The 24,109-nt window shown below is 49.3% G+C and carries 21 protein-coding genes; 15 read left to right on the forward strand and 6 right to left on the reverse strand.

Going from position 1 to position 24,109, the window contains the following annotated elements; translation table 11 throughout:
- The first annotated feature begins 5 nt into the window (after positions 1-5).
- The 7 genes from pilM (at position 6) to aroB (ending at position 7,149) form a co-directional block, all read left to right on the forward strand.
- Positions 6-1,103 carry a type IV pilus assembly protein PilM gene (pilM, locus tag EL216_RS05865; RefSeq protein WP_085389160.1) on the forward strand — a complete coding sequence of 366 codons (1,098 nt, stop codon included), beginning with the start codon at positions 6-8 and terminating at the stop codon, positions 1,101-1,103.
- Position 1,104: 1 nt separating this feature from the next.
- Complete coding sequence (locus tag EL216_RS05870; RefSeq protein WP_085389159.1) at positions 1,105-1,707, forward strand: PilN domain-containing protein; 603 nt, start codon at positions 1,105-1,107, stop codon at positions 1,705-1,707.
- Position 1,708: 1 nt separating this feature from the next.
- Entirely contained in the window at positions 1,709-2,353 is a 645-nt protein-coding gene (locus EL216_RS05875; RefSeq protein WP_085389158.1) for a type IV pilus inner membrane component PilO, read from the forward strand.
- A gap of 17 nt (positions 2,354-2,370) precedes the next feature.
- Positions 2,371-2,907, forward strand: a complete 537-nt coding sequence (locus EL216_RS05880; protein ID WP_085389157.1) for a pilus assembly protein PilP — start codon at positions 2,371-2,373, stop codon at positions 2,905-2,907.
- Positions 2,908-2,924: 17 nt separating this feature from the next.
- Complete coding sequence (pilQ, locus tag EL216_RS05885; protein WP_085389156.1) at positions 2,925-5,108, forward strand: type IV pilus secretin PilQ; 2,184 nt, start codon at positions 2,925-2,927, stop codon at positions 5,106-5,108.
- Positions 5,109-5,155: 47 nt separating this feature from the next.
- Positions 5,156-5,686, forward strand: a complete 531-nt coding sequence (locus EL216_RS05890) for a shikimate kinase (protein WP_085389155.1) — start codon at positions 5,156-5,158, stop codon at positions 5,684-5,686.
- Positions 5,687-6,069: 383 nt separating this feature from the next.
- A complete protein-coding gene (gene aroB, locus EL216_RS05895) occupies positions 6,070-7,149 on the forward strand; it encodes a 3-dehydroquinate synthase (RefSeq protein ID WP_085389154.1) in 1,080 nt (359 codons plus the stop codon).
- An 81-nt stretch (positions 7,150-7,230) separates the two neighbouring features.
- On the opposite strand, the gene mtgA is transcribed toward aroB, so the two are convergent.
- Both mtgA and aroE read right to left on the reverse strand, forming a co-directional pair.
- Positions 7,231-7,917, reverse strand: a complete 687-nt coding sequence (gene mtgA / locus EL216_RS05900; RefSeq protein WP_085389153.1) for a monofunctional biosynthetic peptidoglycan transglycosylase — start codon at positions 7,915-7,917, stop codon at positions 7,231-7,233.
- A 1-nt stretch (position 7,918) separates the two neighbouring features.
- Positions 7,919-8,740 (reverse strand): shikimate dehydrogenase, encoded by an 822-nt coding sequence (gene aroE / locus EL216_RS05905; protein WP_085363331.1) that lies wholly within the window; start codon positions 8,738-8,740, stop codon positions 7,919-7,921.
- 301 nt (positions 8,741-9,041) lie between these two features.
- Here aroE and glnA point away from each other — a divergent pair, with 301 nt between their 5' ends.
- Positions 9,042-10,460, forward strand: a complete 1,419-nt coding sequence (glnA, locus tag EL216_RS05910; protein WP_085389557.1) for a type I glutamate--ammonia ligase — start codon at positions 9,042-9,044, stop codon at positions 10,458-10,460.
- 173 nt (positions 10,461-10,633) lie between these two features.
- On the opposite strand, the gene EL216_RS05915 is transcribed toward glnA, so the two are convergent.
- The 3 genes from EL216_RS05915 to EL216_RS05925 form a co-directional block, all read right to left on the reverse strand.
- On the reverse strand, positions 10,634-11,599 hold the full coding sequence (locus tag EL216_RS05915) for an MBL fold metallo-hydrolase (protein WP_197720416.1): 966 nt from the start codon (positions 11,597-11,599) through the stop codon (positions 10,634-10,636).
- Positions 11,600-11,724: 125 nt separating this feature from the next.
- Positions 11,725-12,495, reverse strand: coding sequence for an exodeoxyribonuclease III (gene xth, locus EL216_RS05920; protein WP_085389151.1), 771 nt, complete (start codon positions 12,493-12,495; stop codon positions 11,725-11,727).
- Between the two features lie 29 nt (positions 12,496-12,524).
- Complete coding sequence (locus EL216_RS05925; RefSeq protein ID WP_085389150.1) at positions 12,525-12,821, reverse strand: ArsR/SmtB family transcription factor; 297 nt, start codon at positions 12,819-12,821, stop codon at positions 12,525-12,527.
- A 362-nt stretch (positions 12,822-13,183) separates the two neighbouring features.
- Between EL216_RS05925 and EL216_RS05930 the strand changes: the two genes are divergently transcribed.
- A complete protein-coding gene (locus EL216_RS05930; protein ID WP_085389149.1) occupies positions 13,184-15,232 on the forward strand; it encodes a M3 family metallopeptidase in 2,049 nt (682 codons plus the stop codon).
- A 91-nt stretch (positions 15,233-15,323) separates the two neighbouring features.
- On the opposite strand, the gene EL216_RS05935 is transcribed toward EL216_RS05930, so the two are convergent.
- Positions 15,324-15,713: an META domain-containing protein gene (locus EL216_RS05935; RefSeq protein ID WP_126300844.1), complete on the reverse strand. Its 390-nt coding sequence runs from the start codon at positions 15,711-15,713 to the stop codon at positions 15,324-15,326.
- Between the two features lie 637 nt (positions 15,714-16,350).
- On the opposite strand from EL216_RS05935, the gene EL216_RS05940 reads away from it, so the two are divergent.
- From EL216_RS05940 to EL216_RS05965, 6 genes are all read left to right on the forward strand, one after another.
- On the forward strand, positions 16,351-18,192 hold the full coding sequence (locus EL216_RS05940; RefSeq protein WP_085389147.1) for a glycine betaine ABC transporter substrate-binding protein: 1,842 nt from the start codon (positions 16,351-16,353) through the stop codon (positions 18,190-18,192).
- Between the two features lie 143 nt (positions 18,193-18,335).
- Complete coding sequence (gene obgE / locus EL216_RS05945; RefSeq protein ID WP_085389146.1) at positions 18,336-19,487, forward strand: GTPase ObgE; 1,152 nt, start codon at positions 18,336-18,338, stop codon at positions 19,485-19,487.
- A 415-nt stretch (positions 19,488-19,902) separates the two neighbouring features.
- Positions 19,903-21,315, forward strand: coding sequence for a cysteine--tRNA ligase (gene cysS, locus EL216_RS05950; protein WP_085389145.1), 1,413 nt, complete (start codon positions 19,903-19,905; stop codon positions 21,313-21,315).
- 102 nt (positions 21,316-21,417) lie between these two features.
- On the forward strand, positions 21,418-21,942 hold the full coding sequence (gene sodC / locus EL216_RS05955) for a superoxide dismutase family protein (RefSeq protein ID WP_085389144.1): 525 nt from the start codon (positions 21,418-21,420) through the stop codon (positions 21,940-21,942).
- A 173-nt stretch (positions 21,943-22,115) separates the two neighbouring features.
- Positions 22,116-22,331 (forward strand): 50S ribosomal protein L31, encoded by a 216-nt coding sequence (gene rpmE, locus EL216_RS05960; RefSeq protein WP_085389143.1) that lies wholly within the window; start codon positions 22,116-22,118, stop codon positions 22,329-22,331.
- 164 nt (positions 22,332-22,495) lie between these two features.
- Positions 22,496-24,088 (forward strand): YtxH domain-containing protein, encoded by a 1,593-nt coding sequence (locus EL216_RS05965; RefSeq protein WP_085389142.1) that lies wholly within the window; start codon positions 22,496-22,498, stop codon positions 24,086-24,088.
- Positions 24,089-24,109: the final 21 nt, after the last annotated feature.

The raw sequence follows: 24,109 nt of genomic DNA on the forward strand, positions 1-24,109 counted from the left end.
ACATTATGCGTTTAGCAAAAAATCAAAAGAATACAAAAGGTAAAGTCTCTTCCAACATTAGCAACTCAAATGCTATTGGCATAGATATCGGGCAGCATGCTATCAAAATGGTTCAGCTGTCAGCCCGTAGTTTAAACCAAATTCAGTTGGAAAAATACGTTATTACAAAACTGCCTAAAAATATTGTTAAAGGCAATAAAATTCAAGACTACGAGCAACTTGTTACATATCTGCAACATTCTTATGCGCAGCTTAATACATCGTCTAAAAATCTTGTTGCATCTTTACCACAAAGTTTAGCTACGATTGAAACTGTTGTATACAACCCGAAAGAGGTTGATACTGACCTAGAAAACTTTGCTGAGTTCGAAGTATCTCAAATTGCACCCATTGAAGAGATGAACTTTGACTACCAAGTCATAGGCACCTCAATAGTTCCTGCTGGCCAGCAAGTATTGCTTACTGCTGCCAAGAAAGATGATGTGGAGCCACGCATTGAAGCTTTTGACAATGCAGGTTTACCCCTTTCAACATTAGACATAGACCTCTTTGCTCAAAACAACGCCTTTTCTTTTTGGATTAACCAACATGCTCCTGAATTAGAGAACGAAAAAATAGCCGTTTTCGGTATTCACGCAACACAAACATATGCACTAATTGCTCAAAATGGCCAAGTTCTCTACAAACAAGAAACACCTGTTAGCACAGAGCAACTAAACCAGCTTATCCAACGAACTTATCAAGTTACAGAGGAAAAAGCTGCACAGATGATGAATGCTGCCAGCAAGCCTTCTGATTATCAAACTGCAGTAGCTGATCGGTTTAACATCCAAGTAGCCCAAGAAATTCAGCGCGTATTGCAATTTTACTATACCACCCAATCAAGCGAGAATTTTTCCAATATCAAGCACATTTTCTTAACAGGAACTGCTTCTCAGCAACCAGGCTTAGCAGAAACTATTTTCTCGCACACAAATACAGCAACTGAGTGCATCCATCCAATTAACTATGCAGCTCAAAGTAATAAAGTAGATTTGTCACAATTACAAATAGATGCACCATCACTAACACTCGCTTTCGGTTTAGCACTAAGGGGTCTGTAACATGATTGAATTAACTAGAATTAATCTCCTTCCTTATAGAGAAGAGATCCAACAGAAAAAAAAGCAACAATTTAAGGCATTAATGTTGCTTGCATTATTTACAGGCCTAGGCCTATCTGCATTAACTTATCTAACAATCAACAATGCAATAGGAAGCCAAGAAAAGCGAAATGATTTTTTGAATCAAGAAATTACCAAGACTGATCAAAATCTTCTTGAAATCAATAAATTAAAAAAAGAAAAAGAAGACTTTTTAGCCCGTAAACAGAAAGTAGAAGAATTGCAAGAAAAACGGTTTCAGGCAGCTCATCTTATTGATTCTATTAATGTATTAATTCCAGAGGGTACTTATATTACTTCTATTAACGCTGAAAACCCAAGTTCTTATACTATTAGTGGCAAAGCAACCAGCGATAACAAGATTGCTATGTTTATGCGCTCTCTTCCCAGTACTGGTCTTTTCACGCAACCGGAATTATTAAGCATTAAAAAAGTAGATAATTCTCAAGAGTTTACATTAAAAGTCCTCTTAAACCAAACCAGCCGCACCGTACCAATTGAAACTTCCGATATAAATGCTGCTGTCAACAAACAGGGGAATTAATATGTCAGTAAAAAAATTAAAAGATATTGATGTACATACTTTACATTTATTAAGTACACCCGCCAAACTCACTTTAGCTGGCCTAACCATTGTTGGTATTTTGGCAATTAGTTATTTCGCCCTCTTTCGTATGCAAATTGAAACATTAGATTCGGTTCAAAATAAAGAAATCGAACTAAAAGATACTTATACAAAGAAGAGTATTGAAGCGGCAAATTTGGATAACTTGAAGGCTGAATTAAGTGCTATCCGCTCCTCATTCAACGTTTTGTTAAAACAATTACCAACAGATGCTGAAATTCCCAATCTGATACAGGAACTACATCAAGCAGGGGCTACAAATGGCTTACGTATGGATAGCGTAACACCACAAGCATCAATGAATGAAGGGCCAATTCAAGTTTTACCTTATGAAATTTCTATCACAGGCAAATATAATCAAATTAGCCAATTTGCCCGTGACGTAGGAGCTCTTTCTCGTATCATTACCCTAGAGTCTCTAAAAATCGGCCACAAAGATGATAAAAATAGCAACCAGTTGACGTTTAGTGCCACTGCAAATACCTATAAAGCCCGCCCGGTGGAAGAAGTAGAAGCAGAAATTGCGGCAGCCACTGCGGCCGAAAAAGCACAAAGCAACCAATAATTCCTGAGAGATGCATTATGAAAAACAAAATATTACTCGCAGGCATATTGGCTCTAGCCGCCTGCACACCTGCCCATGAAGACTTGAAAACTTGGACGCAAGAAACCCAACAGCAAGCAAAAGCGAAGATAATTCCTTTTGAAGAACCAGTAATCAATCCACCGAAACCCTATACACCACCTGCTCATACCGGATTAAACGCTTTCGACAACAAACGCCTTAACAATGCTCAACAAGGCGCAAATGCACCCAATATGGATCGGCCCAAAGAAGTACTTGAGGGTTTTAGCTTGGAAAATCTGAAATATGTTGGAATGTTAAAGAAAGATAACCAAACTTCCGGATATGTAGAAGCAAACGGTCATGTTTACACCGTTCATGTGGGTAACTATATTGGACAGAACTTTGGGCATATCCAGTCAATAGTACCCGATAAGATTTTGCTGACAGAAGTTGTAGAAGATAGCTACGGCAACTGGACTTACCGAAAAACTGAATTACCATTGAGCAGCGGATCAGAAAAGAATACCGCAACAGTTCAAAACAATAAATAATAAAGGGGCATCACATTATGAAATTATACAATGTAAAAAAAGTTCTTTCCGCCATCGGCGTAGGATTTGCTGTTCAGGCAGCTTTTGCAGGCAATATTACCGATATCCATGTTTCCACTTTGCCTGGCAACCAAAAAATCATCAAAATCAAATTTGATGAGGGGGCTGCCCTCCCTCGAGGTTTCATTACCAATGCACCTCCCCGCATCGCTTTGGATTTCAGCGGCACGAACCTTCAACTACCCCAACCAGTTTTGGAATATGCCGATCCATTGCTAAATCAAATTACTACTGCACAAAATAATAATCGCAGTCGTATTGTGCTCGGATTAAATAAAACTGGCCAATACAGCACCGAGATTAAAGGCAATGAGGTGTGGGTGTATGTGAATGAAGCTTCTAAAGCAAATAATTCTGTTGCACACCCCACATCAAACAAAACCGATTATGTTGCTGCATCTAGTCATACTCGTAAGACTGCTTCCAAAGTGCCATTGGAGCAACTTACTACGTCGGCAAACATCGACTTCCGTAAGGGTCCACGCAATTCAGGTGTTGTAGAGCTAAGTGCGCCATCCTTTACAGGAGAACCTGAAGTCAAACAGCAAAGTGACCGTATTATTGTTACCCTTAAAAATTATCCTTTGCCTACGCAAGCACAGCGTGCTTTAGATGTAACCGACTTCAATACACCTGTACGTAACATTACTATGAAGCGTATTGGAAACGATACTCAGCTGGTAATTAAAAACAATGGCAGTTGGGAAGTACGTACCAAAACGGGATCAGGTCGATTCAGCTTCGAGATTAACCCCAAAAGCAATGTTAGTGCTTTGGGTTTGAACAAAAATAGTAATAAGTCATTTAACGGCAAGAAAGTTTCTTTAGACTTCCAAGATATTGAGGTACGTACTATCCTGCAAATTCTTGCGAAAGAATCTGGGTTAAATATTGTGGCCAGCGACACCGTTAATGGAAGAATGACCTTATCTCTAAAAGATGTACCTTGGGATCAAGCCTTGGATTTGGTTCTTCAAGCTCGTAATCTTGATATGCGCCGCCAAGGTAATATCATTAATGTTGCTCCGCGCGATGAGCTGTTGGCTAAAGATAAGGCAACTTTGCAAGCACAAAAAGAAATTGATGACTTAGGTCCATTATTTTCACAAACCTTCCAGTTGAAATACAAAAATGTAGAGGAATTCCGCAAAATCCTTCGTTTAGACGAAAATGGTGGAAATGGCGATAGCCGTAACTCTATGTTGAGCAGTCGTGGTAGCGCCTTAATTGATCCTGCTACAAACACGTTAATTATTTCTGATAACCGGGGAGTTATTCAAAAATTCCAAAAACTCATTGACGAATTGGATGTCCCAACACGCCAAGTCATGGTGGAAGCCCGTATTGTTGAAGCTAACGACGGTTTTTCTCGCAGCTTAGGTGTGAAGTTTGGCTATCAAGGTATCAATGGCAGAAGCAGCATAGGTTCCGACTGGGCTAATGCTATTAATAACTTAAACACTAAAGCAAAAAATAACAACACGTTGGCTAACTCGGCTTTAAGTGGCTCCCAAACCCGCCCTACACTGGATCCATTTATACTGAACCCCAATGTTAACTTGCCTTTGGCATCCGCCACTTCAAGCATTGCTTTGGTACGTGCAATCTCATCAGGTGCATTGGGACTGGAATTACAAGCTATGCAAGAGCAAAGTAAAGGTAAAGTTATTTCCAATCCGCGTGTATTGACTCAAGACCGTAAGGAAGCAATTATTGAATCTGGTACAGAGATTCCTTATGAAGAAGCCACTTCCAGCGGTGCAACATCAATTACCTTTAAAAAGGCTGTATTGGGTTTAACAGTTACACCCAACATTACTCCTGACGGTCAGGTAATTATGTCTGTCAAAATTAATAAAGACAGCCCCACCGATTGCGTAGCAAGCGGCACAACCACTAAGTGTATCAATACCAAACAACTGCAAACCCAAGCTATGGTTGAAGATGGCGGTACGTTGATCGTTGGTGGTATTTATGAGGAAGAAAACGGCAATACCGTAAGCAAAGTTCCTCTGTTGGGTGATATTCCTGTGGTAGGCAATTTGTTCAAATCACGTGTTCGCAATGAAGCTCGTCGCGAATTGCTGATCTTCATTACGCCGCGCATTATGGATAATGTCGGCAGCAACTTGCGCTACTAAATATAAACCGTACGTAAGCAAACACTTTGTGTAAGTTTTCGTTTAAAATGCCTGCTATGGAGAACATAGCAGGCAATTTATTTTTTATCGGCTTGATGGGAGCGGGGAAGACGACTTTAGGCAAATATACTGCCCAAGCTTTAGGTCGCCCTTTTTACGATAGTGATCAAGAAATCTGTAAGCGTACCGGTGTATCTATTCCAACTATTTTTGAATTGGAAGGAGAAGACGGTTTCCGTGAACGCGAAGCCGCTGTTATTGATGAGCTGACTGCGTTAAACAATATTGTTTTGGCTACAGGCGGCGGGGCGGTAATGCGTGAGGAGAATCGCAGCAAACTATGTACACGCGGAACAGTTATTTATCTACATGCTCGTCCCGAAATTCTGCTGGAGCGTACACGTCATGACAACAACCGCCCCTTGCTACAAGTAGAAGATCCATTGGTTAAATTGCAAGAATTATACAATCTCCGAGACGGCGTTTACCGCTCTGTTGCTGACATTGTGATTGAACCAACTCACCAAAACTGCCATAAAACCGTAGAAAAATTACTACAACTGTTGTCACAAAAATAGGTACCGCCCGACGGTATGCTTAAAAACTCTCAGGAGCCGTCTGAAAACATAATTCATCTTGTTTCAGACGGCCTGCTTATATTAAAAATGTTGATATTAAAACGGATAAATTGAGAGTTTAAATAAAAATACCCAATACAAACGCAGTTTAAAATAACTGCCAACTGTGCCAAATACACAATAAATAACGGTTTAAAAAACGATAACTCTTTTTTATTCGCAATATCCACCTGCTATATCGGTTAAGGAATACCCGGACCGGCCCAAATATAGGGGCATATAAATCATGTGGTTTATCTGTTGTACAACAAAATGCAGAACACCTTTGTCGATAACATATCCATTACTAATGGCCGTCTGAAACCATGTATACGGAGCTATAAATGCGCACACTAACTGTTGAAACACCTTCCCATCAATACCCTATTTTCATCGGCGAAAACCTACTTGCACAAACCGACACCCTACTCCGGCCCTACATAGGAAAAAAAGCAGCAATTGTAACCAATGAAACCATTGCTCCGTTATATCTGCATACGCTTCAGACAGCCTTGGACAAGCTCGGCATCCCGCACTTCAGCATTGTTCTGCCCGATGGAGAACGATATAAAGATTGGCAAACACTCAATCTGATTTTTGACGGTTTGATGCAAAACCGCGCCGAACGGAAAACCACCCTGATCGCCTTAGGCGGCGGCGTGATCGGTGACATGGTCGGCTTTGCCGCCGCAACTTATCAACGCGGGACCCCTTTTATTCAAATCCCAACCACTCTACTCAGCCAAGTCGATTCTTCTGTCGGCGGCAAAACGGCCATCAACCATCCGCTCGGCAAAAACATGATTGGTGCGTTTTACCAACCTCAGGCTGTACTTGCAGACTTAAGCACCCTTGGTACCCTTCCCCGCCGTGAGCTTTCAGCCGGCATGGCCGAAGTTGTCAAATACGGAGCACTCGGCGATCTTGATTTTCTTGAATGGCTGGAACAAAACATAACCGCCCTGATGCGGCAGGATCAGGCTGTCTTAACCGAAGCCGTTTATCATTGCTGCCGCATGAAAGCCGACATCGTTGCCCAAGACGAAACCGAGCAAGGCATACGCGCCTGGCTGAATCTGGGGCACACTTTCGGCCATGCCATTGAAGCAGAAATGGGCTATGGCGTATGGCTGCACGGCGAGGCAGTTGCCGCAGGCATGGTATTGGCCTGCCGTCTTTCGGAACAATTAGGTCGTCTGAAAAGTAAAGATACCGAGCGCATTGCCACATTACTCGAAAAAGCGGAATTGCCGGTTGCTCCGCCCCGCTTCGACTTTGAAAAATGGATTGCCCATATGCAGCACGACAAAAAAGTCAGCAGCGGCGTTATGCGTTTTGTCGGTTTAAACCGTTTGGGCGAAGCAAACATTACTGAAATTACCGATATGGAAATTTTAAGAAAAACACTGCAACCTTACGTATAAAGCCTGATAATGAAAGTAAGAGGCCGTCTGAAACCCTTTTCAGACGGCCTCTTGCCGGTTTTATGCTCATCAATGGTTCTGCTAATCCGTATCCGGCAACTCCGCCGAACCCATGCGCCGCAAAATAATGTTCGTCTTCGCACGCAGTCCTCTGTCGCGCGGGTTTTCGGCGTAATACAGCGGGCGCGGCACACGCGCGGCCAGTTGCGCGGCCTGCTGCTTGGTCAGCTTGGCTGCCGGTTTTTTATAAAAGTGCTGCGACGCGGCTTCCGCCCCGAAAATGCCGTAACCCCATTCGATGGAGTTCAAATACAGCTCGAAAATGCGGTCTTTGTCGGTGGTCGCTTCCATCATCGCCGTAATCGCCGCTTCTTCCGCCTTGCGCCAGTAGCTGCGGTTTTCGTTTAAAAACAGGTTCTTAGCCAACTGCTGGCTGATGGTCGAACCGCCGCCGCGGATTCTGCCGCTGCGCTGGTTGCGTTTGATGGCGTTGCGGATGCCGCTCCAATCAAAACCGCCGTGGGCGGCAAATTTGGCATCTTCCGAGGCAATCAGGGCTTTTTTGAGATTGATGGAAATTTGGTCGTAAGGCACCCAACGGTAATCCAGTTCCACGTCTTTGCCCTTATCGCGGAAATCGCTCATGCGCATGCTCATAAACGCGGTTTTGTGCGGTGCCACGGCGCGGTAGGTAATGATGTTGCCGTACACATAGGCGTTAAACAGAATAAAGGCGGCAAAAGGCAGTGCAATCAGCCATTTAATCATTTCAGACGGCCTCTTTCATATATCGGATAACGGGCTTGATGTCCGGCTCGAAACCCCGCCACAAGGCATAAGCACACGCGGCCTGCCCCACCAACATGCCCAAGCCGTCGGCCGTTTTCTGCGCACCCGAACGGCGGGCGAAATCCAGAAACGCCTGCGCACCTTCGCCGTACACCATATCGTAGGCCAATTCGCACGCGCCGAACACGCCTGCCTCTACATCGGGAATGCTGCCACTCAAACCGCCCGACGTGCCGTTGATAACGATATCGAAATGATGATGCGGCAAAGCATCCAACGGGGCCGTCTGAATACCGAAACGCGCCGCCAGCTCTTCCGCTTTGGCCGGTGTGCGGTTGGCAACGGTAACGGCGGCGGGCTGCTGCGCCAACAGCACGGGAATCACGCCACGCACGGCTCCGCCCGCACCCAAAATCAGAATCCGCTTGCCCGCAATCTCCACGCCCTGCGCCTGAAGAATATCGTTGACCAAGCCTGCACCGTCGGTGTTGTCGCCGCGAAAACGCCCGCCGCCCAACGGAATAACCGTATTCACCGCCTCCGCCGCCTGCGCCCGTTCGGAATGCTCGTCCACCCAATCGTAAGCATCGGTTTTAAACGGCACGGTTACATTCGCCCCCTGCCCGCCTTCGGCAAAAAAACGTGCCGCCGCCTCGGCAAACGCACCCGGTTCGGCCAAAATGCGTTCGTATTCAATCTGCACGCCTTCCTGAGCGGCAAACTGCTGATGGATTTGCGGCGACTTGCTGTGTGCAATCGGGTTGCCGAACACGGCATAACGGGGTTTGGTGCTGTTCATCATAAAAACCTGCTGTGGAATAACCGCCGTATTATATAGTGAAACCCACACCCTGCCGCATCCGTATCGCTTGTGCTGCAAAACCTTACAAATTGTTGACAATCTATACCCGCTAAACTTATATTTAACCGTCCTAGGCCGTCTGAAAAACACCTCGCCGAAACCGCGGCAAGGCAGATTTATTTTTACGCCGCCGCCTTTTTCAGGCTTGCTTATGGCACAATACGCCCATACCCGATTTGCGCTCCGCGCACTCCAAATCCGGCACGTTTTCATCTTCCCTATTCCCCAGCAGGAGCTTTATATGTCTGTTAAAGATGTTGTCAAACTGATTGAAGAAAACGAAATACGTTTCGTTGATTTGCGCTTTACCGATACCAAAGGCAAACAGCACCACTTCACGATTCCCTCGCGCGTTGTTTTGGACGACCCCGAAGAATGGTTTGAAAACGGCCAAGCTTTCGACGGCTCGTCTATCGGCGGCTGGAAAGGTATACAGGCTTCCGACATGCAGCTGCGCCCCGACGCATCCACCGCCTACATCGACCCTTTCTACGACGATGCCACCCTCGTTTTGACCTGCGACGTAATCGACCCTGCCAACGGTCAAGGCTACGACCGCGACCCGCGCTCCATCGCCCGCCGCGCCGAAGCCTACCTGAAATCTTCAGGCATCGGCGATACCGCGTTCTTCGGCCCCGAGCCTGAATTTTTCGTGTTCGACGGCATTGAATTTGAAACCCACATGCACAAAGCGCGTTTCGAAATCACTTCCGAAAGCGGCGCATGGAGCAGCGGCAAACACTTCGACGGCCAAAACACCGGCCACCGCCCCTTCGTGAAAGGCGGCTACGCCCCCGTTGCCCCCGTAGATGCCGGCCAAGACCTGCGTTCGGCCATGGTAAACGTGCTCGAAGAAATCGGCATCCCCGTTGAAGTGCACCACTCCGAAGTCGGCACCGGCACGCAAATGGAAATCGGCACCAAATTCAGTACCCTGCTGAAACGCGCCGACTGGACGCAAAACATGAAATACGTCATTCTCAACGTCGCCCACAACTTCGGCAAAACCGCCACCTTTATGCCCAAACCGCTGATGGGCGACAACGGCAGCGGCATGCACGTTCACCAATCCATTTGGAAAGACGGCCAAAACCTGTTTGCAGGCGACGGTTATGCCGGTTTGTCCGACACCGCCCTGTATTACATCGGCGGCATCATCAAACATGCCAAAGCCCTGAATGCGATTACCAACCCCTCCACCAATTCCTACAAGCGTTTGGTGCCGCACTTCGAAGCGCCGACCAAGCTGGCTTATTCTGCCAAAAACCGTTCTGCTTCCATCCGCATTCCGTCGGTAAACAGCAGCAAAGCCCGCCGCATCGAAGCGCGCTTCCCCGACCCGACCGCCAACCCCTATTTGTGCTTCGCCGCCTTGCTGATGGCAGGTTTGGACGGCATTCAAAACAAAATCCATCCGGGCGACCCGGCCGATAAAAACCTCTACGACCTGCCGCCTGAAGAAGACGCATTGGTGCCGACCGTGTGCGCTTCGCTCGAAGAAGCTTTGGAGGCATTGAAAGCCGACCACGAATTTCTGTTGCGCGGCGGTGTGTTCAGTAAAGACTGGATCGAGAGCTACATCGCGTTTAAATCGGAAGACGTGAAACGCATCCGCATGGCACCGCATCCGCTGGAATTTGAAATGTATTATTCACTGTAAACATCTCGGCAAGCAAAAATCCCAAGCCTTGAAACAGGGCTTGGGATTTTTATATAAGCTTACGGCGCCAAAACTTTTCAGTATTCCAGAAATAACAGCATTTCAATGACAACTAACTTCAGGCCGTCTGAACATAAGCTCAATATACTTTTCAGACGGCCTCGGTCTTTATATTACTTCTTGCAACTTCCCGTCTTAGTACCGCTTTTCAGGGAGTAAATATCACAATCTTCCGCAAATGCCAGCTTACCCTGATAGGTTTTGCGGATAGCTGCGGATGTTGCCGGTTTCACATTTTCGGTACGGCGCATGAAATGTGTAAGCACCACACTGCGGCTGCCGGTTTGTTGGGCAATCCTGCCGATTTCGGAAGGTATCATATGCAGTTTGACGGCAACACGGTCGGTACTGCTTTCCGGTACGGCATTGTGGGCGATGAAAATATCCGTATTTTTCGCCAGCACATCCAAAGTTTTACCGATGTTGCTGGTATCACCCGACACGGTTACTGAGCAGCCGTTTTTCTCGATACGCCAGCCTAAAGAAGGCAGCAGGCCGTGTTCTACGGGAATCGCTTTCAAGGTAAAACCGCCGAGTTTGGTTTCAAACAGTTTGGGCTGTTTTTTATCGGCGTTAACGGCTATCGGTTTCAGGGCGAAAGCCGCTTCTCCTGTGAGGAAATCCGACAAATAAGGATAAACGCCTTTTTCGCCAAACTGCCGCTCTACGAATAACGGCGTGGTCGGGATAGTGTGGTTCCCGGTGGGTCCGTAGACCGGTAAGTCGCGGTTGCGGCCTGAGAAAAAGGAGGCTTTGACCAATGCGGGCAAATCGTTGGAATGGTCAACGTGGAAATGGGTAAACAGCAAAGCTTCCAAGTCTTTAATGTCGCCGCCCGCCCGCTCGAAGTTGAGCGACGAACCTGCGCCGAAGTCGATAATGAAACGGGCTTTGCCGTTTTCGCGCACCAGATAGCCGGTAGACGCTCGTTTGTCGCTTAGCTCAGGACCACCCGAACCGAGCACCACTACGTCCAAGCCGGCATTCGTGCACTGAGCGGCGTGTGCGGCGGCAGGAACGGCGGCCACCCCCAACATGAGGTTGAAAAAGAATTTGGGTTTTAAGAATCGTGAGTACATTTTTTTAACCTTAAGTCTTGTTATGAAAAAGGATTTAAGCAATGGTGTAAGCATAAGGGCGAAGTCGGGGCCGTCTGAAAGTTTTCAGACGGCCTCATGCCATCGGGCACTCGGGCTAATGTGGCTCAAACGGCAAACTTCGCCCACACCGGTGCATGGTCGCTGGGGCGTTCTTGTGCACGGGTTTCCAAATCCACCTGCACGTCTTGCAGGGCATCGCGCAAGGCGGGGGTGATCAGCAGGTGGTCGATACGCAAACCCTGTTTGCGTTGGAACATCGCGCCGCGGTAATCCCACCATGTGTACATCACTTCTTGCGGATAGCGGTGGCGCAGGCTGTCGGTTAAACCCAGATCGAGCAGGTTTTGGAACCACGAACGTTCGATACTGGTGCAATGGATTTTTTCGCGCCATTTTTCGGAGTCGTAGCAATCCAAATCGGCTGGAGCGATATTGAAATCACCCAGCAACACCAGCTTTTCGTAGCGGCTCATCTCATCGCGCACAAATTCGGTTAACGCGGCAAACCATTGTTCTTTATATTGAAATTTCGGGCTGTCGGGTGCTTCGCCGTTCACGCAATATACATTAATCACGCGCACGCCACCGATAGTGGCGGCAATCACGCGCCGCTGCGGGTCGTCGGGCAGCGCAGGCAGGCCGGTGTGTACGTCTTGCGGTTCGGTTTTACTGATGATGGCCACACCGTTATAGGTTTTTTGGCCGCTCCATACGGTATGCCAGCCGCCCATTTGGAAAACGGCGGCGGGGTATTTGTCTTGATCGAGTTTCAGTTCCTGCAATACCAGAATGTCGGGGTTGTGCTGTTGCAGCCAGTCTTGCACTTGCGGCAGGCGCACATTGAGGGAATTTACGTTCCAAGTGGCAATTTTCATGATATGTTTTGTCTGTTTCCAAATAGTTTTCAGACGGCCTCCTTATGACCACTGTTTTCCTGTACGGCACGGAGTACGGCAGCAATCAGTGGTGAAGTAAGCCGGTATTGCATCACACGGTGGTAGCGGGTGAAATCAACTACTCCGTTGCTACGCATTTTGTTCAAATGGTTGGATACGGTGGTTACGTGAATGCCCGTTGCTTGGGCAATTTCTCCTGCACTATGCTCGCTTTCCAACAGCAGCTTCACAATAGCCAACCGCTGAGGATGGGCAATCAGCTTGAGCTGCATGGCTGTGCGGACGGTATCGGATGATATTTCCATAGTTATAGTTAGTAGCGGTTTGTTATAGAGCTATTCTATACCATTCAAGGAAGATAGCGAAGCAAACTGATACAGCCAAGCACATCTGAAGTGCATGCTTTTTCAAAAGTTTCCATGCCGATGGGCTTTTTTGCATTTGCGGTTTTAATAACTCGGTTTAACAATAACAATGAATCCGGCCGCCCCTGCCGGTATGATTTTTGTTATATTGCCCTAAGTCAACCGTCTTAACATCAAACGGGCTTTGAATTTACCGCATCCGGCACTATATAAACCCCGTTTGATTTCTTTTCTTACCCGTTTTTATTCAGACGGCCGCCCGCTTTGAAAAGGCCGTCTGAAAACACCTAATAAGGAAAAACATGAGCAACGTATTACTGAACCTTGCCGACGAGCCGCGTTATCACGACATCCAAACCGCCGATATCCGCCCCGCGATGGAAACCGCCATGAGCGAAGCACGCGCCCAAATCGCCGCCGTCAAAGCCCAAAGCGACATCACTTGGAACAACACCGTCGAGCAGCTTACCGACATTACCGAACGCGTCGGCCGCATTTGGGGCGTGGTGGCGCACCTGAATTCGGTGGTCGACACGCCCGAACTGCGTGCCGTGTACAACGAATTGATGCCCGAAGTAACCGTATTTTTTACCGAAATCGGCCAAGACATCGAACTCTACGAGCGTTTTAAAGCCATCAAAAATTCGCCCGAATTTGCCAAACTCGATGCCGCCCAGCAAACCAAACTCGATCACGACCTGCGCGACTTCGTATTGAGCGGTGCCGAACTGCCGCCCGAACAGCAGGCCGAGTTTGCCGCGCTGCAAACCGAAGGCGCACAACTCGGCGCGCAGTTCTCGCAAAACGTGCTCGATGCCACCGATGCCTTCGCGCTTTATTTCGATAACGACAGCGAACTCTCCGGCCTGCCCGAAGACGCAATGGCCATGTTTGCCGCCGCAGCCCAAGCCGAAGGTAAGGAAGGCTACAAAATCGGCCTGCAAATGCCGCACTACATCGCCGTGATGCAGTATGCCGACAACCGCGAACTGCGCGAAAAAATCTATCAAGCCTACGTTACCCGCGCCAGCGAGTTGAGCGACGAAGGCAAGTTCGACAACACCGCCAACATCGGCCGCCGCTTGGAAATCGCTTTGCAGGAAGCCAAACTGCTGGGCTTTGCCAATTTCGCCGAATTGTCGCTCGCCACCAAAATGGCCGACACCCCGCAGCAGGTGCTGGACTTCCTGCACGACTTGGCACGCCGCGCCAAACCCTTTGCCGAGAAAGACTTGGCCGAAGTGCAGGCGTTTGCCCGCGAAACCTTGGGCATTACCGAACCGCAATCTTGGGATTTGACCTATGCCAGCGAAAAACTGCGTCAGGCCAAATATTCGTTCAGCGAAACCGAAGTGAAAAAATACTTTCCGGTAAGCAAAGTGCTGGCCGGTTTGTTTGCCCAGATCAACCGTTTGTACGGCGTGAACTTCATTGAAAAAACCGTACCCGTGTGGCACGCCGACGTGCGTTATTTCGAGCTGGAAAAAGGCGGCTCGATCATCGGCGGCGTATATATGGACTTGTTTGCCCGCGAAGGCAAGCGCGGCGGAGCTTGGATGAACGACTACCGCGGCCGCCGCCGTTTCATTTCCGGCAACCGCATCGGCCAAACGCAAACACCCGTTGCCTATTTGGTGTGCAACTTCACTCCGCCCGTTAACGGCAAAGAATCACGCTTAAGCCACGACGAAATCATCACGCTCTACCACGAAACCGGCCACGGCCTGCACCACCTGCTCACTCAGGTTGACGAACTGGGCGTATCCGGCATCAACGGCGTAGAATGGGATGCGGTGGAGCTGCCGAGCCAGTTTATGGAAAACTTTGCGTGGGAATACGACGTGCTGGCGGAAATGTCGTCGCACGAAGACAACGGTGCCGCCCTGCCGCGCGAATTGTTCGACAAAATGGTGGCAGCGAAAAACTTCCAGCGCGGCATGTTCCTCGTGCGCCAAATGGAATTTGCCCTGTTCGACATGCTGATTTACAGTGAAAGCGACGAAGGCCGTCTGAAAAACTGGGCGCAGGTGTTGGAAAGCGTGCGTAAAGAAGTGGCCGTTATCCAACCGCCTGCCTACAACCGCTTTGCCAACAGCTTCAGCCATATCTTTGCGGGCGGCTATTCGGCAGGCTATTACAGCTACGCATGGGCGGAAGTGCTGTCGGCCGATGCCTACGCCGCTTTTGAAGAAAGCGACGACATCAAAGCCACCGGCAAACGCTTTTGGATGGAAATCCTCGCCGTGGGCGGTTCGCGCAGCGCGATGGAATCGTTCAAAGCCTTCCGCGGCCGCGAACCGCAAATCGATGCCTTACTGCGCCACAGCGGGTTTGATGTAGAAGCCGCTTAACGGGCAGATAACTAAAGGCCGTCTGAAAAAATGTTTTTCAGACGGCCTTTACTGCACAGATTGAACGGTGTTGAACAATCATAGGCAACGGTTAATCCCAATCTTGGGCAACAAAGTGTATCTCCCTGCCCGAAGCATCGCGCAACACCAGTTTGTGCCCTTCGATACGGTAAGTGAAAGTGCCTGCGATGCGCTCCGCAAAAGCTTGTTCCAATGCCATATTTTTATCGCAATACATACGGGTTGAGGCCACATTGCCGAATGAAATCTGCTGGTCGGTAACGGAACCGGCACTCAGCATTAAGCGATTGCAACCCATATAGGCATTGACGCGGGGAAGTGTGCGCAAATCCATTTCAGCGCGGGCGGCAACCAGCTGTTGGCGGGTAAAACCTTCCAAACCGGACAGCATCCACACCCTTTTAAGGGTTACACCGGATGGCGCGGGCTGCTTCGGGTTGCGGTTTGGCAGGCGATGCAAAACAGCCTGTCATCAGAACCAGAGTTGATGCGGATAAAGCAATCCAAGTTTTCATATCAAGCCTTTCGGTTGTTGGTATATAGTCAATCAACTTAATTTTAATACAAGGCAGCAAGCCGCAGACAGTACAAGCAGTACGGAACCGATTCTGTTGCCGCTTCAGCGGCTTACACAATCGTTCTTTTTAAGCTAAGGTGCAGCAACGCCGTAGTAAAGTTAAGTTGATTGACTATAGCATTGCGGATTGTACACTCGTCGGCACCATAAAACGCCTGTTTAACCGAACCTAACACGGCACAGCTGCTTCAATCAAAATCAACCCGTTTGCCGGGAATGGCGTTTTTGCAACGGGCGTAACCGCCATAGAAAAAGACGGCTTTTTTATCGGGCGGAGACTTCTGTACAACGCTTTTCCGCAGCACCGATTGGCCTGCGGCTGTTTTCAGACGGCCTGAATAAGTTTTGCAAAGCCGGCTATCTGTATTAATATCTTGAAAACCATCATGGATTCATCACATTATTCCACTTCTGCCGCCCTATTCGCGCAATGTGGCCTAGAACCCGAAAGCCGAATCGATACCGCCACGCCATACCGCTCGCTGCCAACCCCGCCTTTAGCCACCCGAAAGCTCAGCTGATGTCTTTTTTCAAGCCCCTTTTGTTCACCTTATTACTTGCCGCCAGCCCGTTTGCCGCGGCTTGTGCTCCCGACAATCCCGTTAAGCTCGGCGCACTCGATTGGGAAAGCGGGCAGTTCACCACCGCCGTCTTAAACACCATCTTGCGCGACGGCTACGGCTGTGCCACCGAAAGCGTGCCCGGCACCACCACCGCTTTGGAAACCGCGCTGGCGCAAAACGACATTCAGATTATTGCCGAACAATGGGTCGGCCGTTCGCCGGTGATGCAGAAAGCCGTCGATGAAAAGAAAGCCGCCGTTATCGGCGACACGCTCAAAGGCGGGGCGCAGCAGGGCTGGTATGTGCCGGATTATGTGAAACAGGCACACCCCGATTTAAAGAGCATGGCCGACCTGCCCCGCTTCAAAGATTTGTTCCCCGACCCCGAATCGCCGCAAAAGGCACGCTTTCTCAACTGCCCTACCGGATGGACATGTGAAGTCTTCAACACCCGTCTGCTCGACACCACCGGCCTCAACCGCAACTTCAACAACGTCCGCCCCGGCACCGGCGCGGCTTTGGATGCTGCCATTTCGTCTGCCTACGAGCAGAAAAAACCGATCTTATTTTATTATTGGCAGCCCACCGGCCTGATGGCGAAATACCGTTTCGAGCCGCTGGACTTTCCCGAACACAATGCCACCTGCTGGGCAACCCTGCTGCAAGCCGACAGCAGCAATCAATGCGTATCGGGCTTTCCCGTTTCCAAGCTCGCCGTTGCCGTGTCCACCCCGTTTCAGACGGCCCACCCCGAACTCGCCGCCATGATCGAACGGCTGCAATTCGAGCCGGATATGCTCAACCGCACCATTCTCGAAATGTCGGAAAACAAACGCAGCGGCGAAGCCCAAGCCAAGCTGTTTTTGCAGCAGTACCCCGAAGTATGGCAGCAATGGGTTTCCGAAGAAGCCGCAGGCCGTCTGAAAGCCAAACTCGATATTCAATCGGCCGAGAGTAACGGCATTTTCCGCGTATGGTCGGTTTCAGACGGCCTCAACCGCACACTCAAGCAAACCGTGCAAAACCACGGCGACACTTTGCGCCAAGCCAGCGATGCCACACTCGCACTGCTGCTGCCGCTCGAACGCCTGCTTCAAGCCATGCCCGCGTGGTTGGTGCTGCTGCTCACCGGCGCAGTCGGCTGGCACGCCACGCGCAAATGGTGGTTTGCCGCTTTGTGCATCGGCGGTTTCTACGTAATCGGCTCGTTCGGCCTGTGGTCGGCGTTGATGCAGACGCTCGCGCTGCTGGCCGCATCGGTATTGCTCACCGTGATCATCGGCATCCCCGTGGGCATCTTCACCGCCTACCGCCCGCGCCTCTACAAGCTGCTCTCGCCCGCACTCGACGTGATGCAGACCATGCCGAGTTTTGTGTATCTGATTCCGGTGCTGATGCTGTTCGGCATCGGCAAAGTGCCCGCGCTGTTCGCCACTGTAGTCTATGCCCTCGCCCCGCTTATCCGCCTTACCGCCCTCGGCATCCGCCAAGTCAGCCCGCAAATGATTGAAGCCGCCATCGCATTCGGCAGCAACCGCTGGCAGCTGCTGAAATGGGTGCTGCTGCCGCAAGCCAAGCCCAGCATCATGGCCGGCGTAAACCAAGCCGTGATGATGTCGCTCGGCATGGTGGTGCTGGCCTCCATGATCGGCGCGCGCGGGCTGGGCGAATATGTGCTGCAAGCCGTACAAACGCTCAACATCGGCCAAGGCGTCGAAGCGGGTGCCGCCATCGTGATTCTGGCGATTATCATCGACCGCATTACGCAGGCTTACGGCTGCGGCGAAAAAAGCAAATAGTAGCCTTGCTTCATGCGGAAGAGGCCGTCTGAAACAGATTTTCAGACGGCCTCTTGACACATCCTTTATAATATCAATCCATTGAATACTTTTTCAGACGGCCTGTCTGTTGAAGGCCGTCTGAAATCCATCCAGAGAACACCATGAAATTTATTGACGAAGCAAAAATCGAAGTAGTTGCCGGCAAAGGAGGTAACGGAGCCGTCAGCTTCCGCCGCGAAAAATTCGTACCGCGCGGCGGCCCCGACGGCGGCGACGGCGGTAAAGGCGGCAGCGTATTTGCCGTGGCCGACGAAAACGTCAACACCCTTGTCGAATACCGTTTCGTCAAACGCTACCAAGCCAAAAACGGCGAAAAAGGCCACGGTTCCGACCGCTACGGCAAAGGTGCGGACGACATCGAACTGCACATGCCCGTCGGCACGCTGATCCGCGACATCGACACCGACGAAATCATCGCCGACCTCACCCACCACGGCCAAAAAGTATGCCTCGCCCGCGGCGGCAAAGGCGGATTGGGCAACATCCATTTCAAATCATCGGTCAACCGCGCCCCCAAACAAGCCACCCCGGGCGAAGAAGGCGAAGCCCGCAGCCTGCAGCTCGAGCTGAAAGTATTGGCCGACGTAGGCTTGCTCGGCATGCCGAACGTCGGTAAATCCACCCTGATTTCCGCCGTTTCCGCCGCCCGCCCCAAAATCGCCAACTACCCGTTTACCACCCTGCACCCGAACTTGGGCGTGGTGCGTATGGACGAAAACAACAGCTTCGTCATGGCCGACATTCCCGGCCTCATTGAAGGTGCCGCCGAAGGCGCGGGCTTGGGACACCGCTTCCTGAAACACCTCTCCCGCACCGGCCTGCTGCTGCATGTGGTGGACTTGGCACCGTTCGACGAAAGCGTCAACCCCGCCGAAGAAGCCTTGGCGATTGTGGAAGAACTGCGCAAATACGACGAAGAACTCTACGACAAACCGCGCTGGCTGGTGCTGAACAAACTCGATATATTGAGCGAAGAAGAAGCCGAAGAGCGCGCCGCCGAATTTTTAAAACAAATCGGCTGGAACCACCCCGCCCCCGACGACAGATTCGACTTCGACATGACCACTCCGCGCCTGTTTAAAATCAGCGCATTGTCCCGCCAAGGCACGCAGGATTTGGTGTACCAGATCAACACCTACCTGAACGAGAAAAAACGCTTGGCAGCCGAAGCCGAAGAAGCGGCCAAACAAAACCAAGCGGTTGAAACTGCGGCAGAACAACAAACCGATACTTCGGTATTTAAAGCCGAATAAAGCACAACGAGGCCGTGTGAATCCACCGGCGACAGGCAGCACCTCACGGCCGGCCAAACCCGAAAAACTGGCTTGAGCAGATATGGTTAAGTGCAATAAAACCATACCCGGCAGTGAGTTTTATCCGCCTATTTCCAAATGCTGGGCGGAATTGGCCAAACACGAACCGCGGCGGTGCATTTATCGGCGGCAAAGGTAACAAGAAACATTGGCTTCGGGAACGCAGACTCGGTGAATTTTTGAAAAAATAACTCGGGCGTTTTACCATTCGAAAGAACCGACAGATTTTCTGAAGAAAGAGCAGATATTGAGTGATGAGGCCGTCTGAAAAAACATCTTGAAAATAAATATAAGCCTCCACTTATCGATATAATCCGATTTTTACCAATAGATTGAACAAAAAAAGAGCAAACCCATGCTAACCATTTACAACACCCTCACCCGCCAAAAAGAAGAATTCATCCCCATCGACCCGAAAAACGTGCGCATGTATGTCTGCGGTATGACCGTTTACGACTACTGCCACTTGGGTCATGCCCGCGTGATGGTGGTGTTCGATATGGTTGCCCGTTGGTTGCGTGTTCAGGGTTACCCTCTCACCTATGTGCGTAACATTACCGACATCGACGATAAAATCATTGCCCGCGCTGCGGAAAACGGCGAAACCATTGGCGAGCTTACCGAACGTTTTATCCAAGCCATGAATGAAGATGCGGCGGCTTTAGGCGTGATCCGCCCCGATCTGGAACCGAAAGCCACCGAGCATGTGCAGCAGATGCTAGCCATGATTCAACGTTTGATCGACAATGGCAAAGCCTATGCCGCCGACAACGGCGACGTTTACTATGCCGTGCGCGAATTTGCCGCATACGGCCAGCTTTCTGGCAAATCGCTGGACGATTTACGGGCAGGTGAACGCGTGGAAGTAGACGGCTTCAAGCGCGATCCGCTGGACTTCGTGTTGTGGAAAGCTGCCAAGCCCGGCGAACCGGCATGGGAAAGCCCGTGGGGGCAAGGCCGGCCGGGTTGGCATATCGAATGCTCGGCCATGAGCGAAGAATTATTCGGCGACACCTTCGATATTCACGGCGGCGGCGCGGATTTACAGTTTCCGCACCATGAAAACGAAATCGCCCAAAGCTGCGGCGCGCGCGGCGGCAGTTGCGGCCACAACCGTTCGGGCGACAAAGCGATTGAAAGCCATGTGAAATATTGGCTGCACAACGGTTTTATCCGCGTGGATAACGAGAAAATGTCCAAATCGCTGGGCAACTTCTTTACCATCCGTGAAGTGTTGGAAAAATACGATGCCGAAGTGGTGCGTTTCTTTATTTTACGCGCCCACTACCGCAGCCCCTTGAACTATTCCGATGCCCATTTGAACGATGCCAAAGGCGCGTTAACCCGCCTGTACACCGCCCTGAAAAACACGCCGCCTGCCGAGTTTGCCGTAAACGAAAACGCCAACGACTACACCCGCCGTTTCTTCGCCGCCATGAACGACGACTTCGGCACCGTAGAAGCGATAGCCGTGTTGTTTGAATTGGCCAACGAAGTCAACAAAACCAACAGCAACGAACTGGCGGGCTGCCTGAAAGCACTCGGCAGCATTATCGGTTTGCTGCAACGCGATCCACAGGAATTTTTGCAGGGCGGCAGCGTTTCAGACGGCCTCTCCAACGAAGAAATCGAAAGCCTGATTGAACAGCGCAAACAAGCGCGTACCGAGAAAAACTGGGCCGAATCCGACCGCATCCGCGATTTGCTCAACGCCGAAAACATTATTTTGGAAGACGGCGCAGGCGGTACGACTTGGCGGCGCGGTTGATTGATTTAAATGATGACGTCGATATATAAATGTCAATATATTTTTATATATTTCCTGTAAAATTCTTTATATTGCCAAACACACATTCAAGAGGTTTATAAAATGAAAAAAACATTATTGGCATTGATATGCTGTTTGTCTGCCACCGTATACGCACAATCTGAAATCGTCGTTCCAATATCCCTACTCAACGCGAAAACCGGCAACAAACCCATCGGCGAAATCCGCATCACCCAAAACAAATACGGAGCGGTTTTCACACCCAATCTACGCGGTTTAACGCAAGGCATCCACGGCTTCCACGTTCATGAAAAACCCAGTTGCGCCCCTGCCATGCATAAAGGCAAACTAACCGAAGGCCACGGAGCCGGCGGCCATTGGGATCCCGCCCACACAGGCGCACATAAAGGCCCGTGGGACGACAGCGGCCACTTGGGAGACCTGCCCGTTCTAACCGTAACCGCTGACGGCAAAGCCACCCAGCCCGTATTGGCACCGCGGATTAAAAACATCGAAGACCTGCGCGGGCTCTCTTTAATGATTCATGAAGGCGGCGACAACCATCACGACCATCCGGCACCCTTGGGCGGCGGCGGCCACAGAATGGCATGCGGCGTTATCCGTTAAAGCCCGCCAACCATAATCTCTCCTTTTCAGACGGCCTGTATCATTTCAGGCCGTCTGAATACTTATCCGGCCACGCAAAACTTGCCAAAACAACAAGTTCTTGCCATAATGCCCGACTTGACTCTTGAAGCATAGGCACAATCCCTATGCCCGCAACCTAAAAGGAAATCAAAATGAAACAAGGCGTTCACCCAGAATATCACGACGTAAACGTTACCTGCTCTTGCGGCAACAAATTCGTTACCAAATCTTCTATGGCTAAAGAAAACTTCACTATCGAGGTTTGCTCCGAGTGCCACCCCTTCTACACCGGCCAACAAAAAATCGTCGACACCACCGGTCGTGTGGACAAATTCAACCAAAAATTCGGCAACATGTTCAAACGCTAATCGGCGGAAGAATAACAAAAAAGACTGCTTCGGCAGTCTTTTTTGTTTGCCGCTTTTCAGACGGCCTCAAGGTTACGAACAACTGCCTTTTTCCGGATATGCGGGAAGTATCCATTTACGGTTTGACCCATTATAATCAACACGCTATCAATTAGGACACGCCGATGAACAACCGCTTTTTTCGATCCTTCCTCTCAGCTTTGATACTCAGTTTGCCGTTTGCCTTTTCCGCAGCTGCCGATACATTAGCCGAGCCGAAACAAACGACTGCAAGCAACTCTCCCATAACAAAAACATCGGAAACCGCAACAGATGAACAACCTAAAATAAACAATCTGACTGCCTCGCAAGCTGAAATGTTGCAAGACAATATTTCAGCATTGCGTATGCAGGTTATGGATAACCAGCAACAAAACCTCAACTGGTGGATGACCTTTATTACCATAGTCTTCGCCGTCGCAGGCATTGTTATTGCAGCCATAGGCGTTGCCATTCCACTCTTACTTTATAAAAAAGAAAAACGTCAATTAGAACAAGACCTAGAACAAGCTAAAGAATATGTAGAAAAAATCAAAGAACATCACGACAGCGCTGAAAAATATACTCAAGACATTGCAGAAATGAAGCAATGGAACCCCAAAGAACAAAATCAGGAAGCACAAACAAGCAGCATTGAAAAAGCAAAACAATTGTCTAAAAATGAAGAAATTCCCCTTATCGAACAACTACGCGCTCAAGCTATTTTGCTTTCAGATCAAGCGAAAAGAAGCCAAAATTATCAAGATAATGAAAACGCTCTTTATGCTTGGCAAGCTGTTCTTCTACAAGATAGCAGAGATGAACAAGCCAACTTCAACGCAGGATTTCACGCTTGTTATTTATACGAAAAAGGTAATCGCAAACAACAGAATTATTGGCTCCCGAAAGTCGAACAGTACCACCAAGAAACATTACGCTCCAATCCTAGAAAATATATTGCTGCCTATAATTGGGGACGTGCCTTATGTATGGAAGCACGAAATTTATACATACAAAATCAAACTTCGGCAGCATTCGATAAATGGCAAAGTGCAGGAGAAAAATACGGATTGGCATTACAAATTAAAAATGACTTTTATCCAGCAGCCAATAACTGGGGAAGTGCTTTAGCTGAAGAAGCACAGGCTTTGGCTATACAGGGCTATACCGTAACGGCATTGGAAAAATGGCGTGACGCAGGAGTAAAATTCCAACAAGCATTGGCTATTGAGCCTGACATACACGAAGTCGCCGATAACTGGGGAAAGGCCTTAGCTGACGAAGCGCAGGTTTTGGCCACACAGGGCGACACCGCGACAGCCTTGGAAAAATGGAGCGACGCAGGAGAAAAATACCGGCAAGCATTGACTATCAAGCCTGACATGCATGAAGCCGCCTATAACTGGTTAAGCGCTTTACTACATGAACTCCATATTTTAAAAGACAATCAACCTGCCGAAGCACAAATCAAATTGCAACAAGCCCGCAATTTGATTGATGGATTCTTAAATAAATATCCTCAACATCAAGAAAACTTTGCCTATAACCATGCCTGCCTGTTTGCCTTGGAAGGAAATACAGCCGAAGCAATAAAACAATTACGCCTTGCACAACGTTCAAATCATTTCCTCAACAAAGAACATATTGAACAAGACGGCGGATTGGACAACATCCGCCACACCCCTGAATTCCAAGCATGGTTTAAAGAAGCTTTTCCCGAATTTTCTGCCGAAAGCTAACCATTCATAACCTTAAAGGCC

The sequence above is a fragment of the Neisseria animaloris genome (genome assembly GCF_900637855.1).
Lineage (GTDB): Bacteria > Pseudomonadota > Gammaproteobacteria > Burkholderiales > Neisseriaceae > Neisseria > Neisseria animaloris.